General features: G+C 53.2%; 2 protein-coding genes. One reads left to right on the top strand and one right to left on the bottom strand.

Translation table 11 applies throughout. The features are described 5' to 3' along the window. Positions 1-96: 96 nt before the first annotated feature. Positions 97-552 (bottom strand): hypothetical protein, encoded by a 456-nt coding sequence (locus LKK83_RS00605; RefSeq protein ID WP_324628792.1) that lies wholly within the window; start codon positions 550-552, stop codon positions 97-99. A gap of 209 nt (positions 553-761) precedes the next feature. Here LKK83_RS00605 and LKK83_RS00600 point away from each other — a divergent pair. Then, on the top strand, positions 762-2,114 hold a 1,353-nt coding region (locus LKK83_RS00600), incomplete at its 3' end, for an nSTAND1 domain-containing NTPase (protein WP_324628791.1).

Raw genomic sequence — 2,114 nt, 5'->3', positions numbered from 1 at the left:
AGCCTGGGAACGAGTTAGAAAAATTAGTCCGCGTAGGCGGACTTGGCTTGCCCAGGCGCGATTTCAATCCCCCGCCTCCATCCCCCACCTTGCCGATTAGATTGGCGTTTGGGGTAACTCCCAATACTGTTGCAGAAACTCCAGTTTTTTCGCACTTCGGTCCGGTCGATCGCGCTTCATAATTTCCCGGCTGATATTCACCAGTTCGCGACTTTTCCGATTGGCTGTCCCCTTCGGCACATACCCGCGATCGCGTTCCGTAATTTCCAGTTGTTTCTCAAGCTCGGTTGTCGGGGGCAAACCACTGGCTAACTTCTCCTCATCCAAAGGAGCGAGTTTTGTCAGAGCTTCTCGATACAATTGCTCTAAAGCCGGATTGGCGGCACAAATGGCCTCCACCTCCTCAGAAACCGACTCCGCCTCCGGGTCATCTTCCAGCAACTCCCCCAGTTCTTCTAAAGCCTCCATATCATCCGCCGCCAGATCGGCATCCAGGTGGTGGAGGGCCAGCAACAAAGCGAGTAAAGTTTTGTCAAGATTGGAATTCATCATCGAGTCTATAGGTTAGAATGGCGATATTGCAACGGGGGAATCCGACATCTGCTTGTCAAACCTCGGTTTGAAATTAGCTCGCGTCGGCGGACTATAGCCCTACCTTGCACTCAGCCGCCCTTCGGGCGTCTACGGGCAAGGCTTTGCTAACGTCCGTATTTATCCCTACCCTGAGCCAGAGCCTTTTGAACATTATATCGCAGAATGGAATGATGAAAAGAGCTTTAGTCGTTGGGATTAACACTTATAGACATTTAAAAAACCTGGGAACCCCCGCCAATGATGCCAATGCGGTAGCCCGACGACTGCGGGAAATTGGCTTTGACGATATCAGACGGTTGCCTTCCGCATCCCATCCCCCCCTTTCAAAGGGGGGGCTAGGGGGGGATTGGGAAGCATGGCAGGTGGATTCCCAGAAACAATTGTGCCATCATGAATTAGAACAGGCGATCGACTGGTTATTTGCCATCTCGGAACCGGAAAAACAGCCTCCAGAAATAGCCCTACTATTTTTTGCCGGACATGGGTTGCGACAGGTGAAAGGTCACCTCACCCAAGGATTTCTAGCCACCAGTCGCGCCAACCCCGAGAGTAATAGCACCGAGAAATGGGGGGTATCCCTGCCATACTTGCGGCAAGTTTTAGAACACAGTCCCGTCAAACAGCAAATCGCGATTCTCGACTGCTGCCATTCCGGGGAACTCTTCAACTATCAAGAAGCCGATCCGGGACAATCGGAACGAGTGACGCGCTGTTTGATATCCGCTTGTGGCGCGCCGGAATTGGCGTATGAGTCCACCACAGCCGAACATAGCGTATTCGCCGAGGCATTATTGCAAGGGTTGCAGCAGGAGGGCGTCGTGAGTACCGTCACCCTCTCCCACTATCTCATCCAAGCGTTAGAACCTTGCGGGCAAACCCCAAAATGTCTCAATCGCGACGGCGAGATTATCTTAATCGACCCGGACAACGAACCGTCACGGGAACGCGAGAAAGCGGTAGTGACGGGGAAAAATCCCTATAAAGGATTGGCCGCCTTTCAAAAAGAAGACGCCCCCTATTTCTTCGGTCGCCAGAAACTGACGAAAACCTTAGTCAATCGCATCCATGACCACTCATTTTTGGCAGTATTGGGGATTTCTGGCAGTGGGAAATCCTCAGTAGTCAGGGCCGGATTAATCCCCGAATTGGAGAAAGGAGATCGCTTCCCCGACACCCAATCCTGGAAAATTTACCACCCCTTCAAACCCGGAGACGACCCCCTAGAGAGTTTAGCCCGCGTCTTGGTAGACGAATATCACTCCTTCGACCGGGTTAACGCCGAACTCGCCCAAGGGGCCGAAGGCTTACAACGGCTGATTGCCCAAACCGAAGCCCCGGCGGCGGTGTTGGTCGTCGATCAATTCGAGCAACTGTTTACCCAATGTAAAAGTCACGCCAAACGCCAACAATTTTTGGATTGTATCCTAGGTGCGATTGACTCCAACCCCCCCCTTTCCAAGGGGGGCCAGGGGGGATACCCCCCCCTTTCCAAGGGGGGCCAGGGGGGATACCCCCCCCTT

Source organism: Phormidium sp. CCY1219, from assembly GCF_035615515.1.
Taxonomy (GTDB): Bacteria; Cyanobacteriota; Cyanobacteriia; order Cyanobacteriales; family Laspinemataceae; genus CCY1219.
Note: the sequence above shows the minus strand (reverse complement) of the source record. Positions and strands in the feature narration are given on the sequence as shown.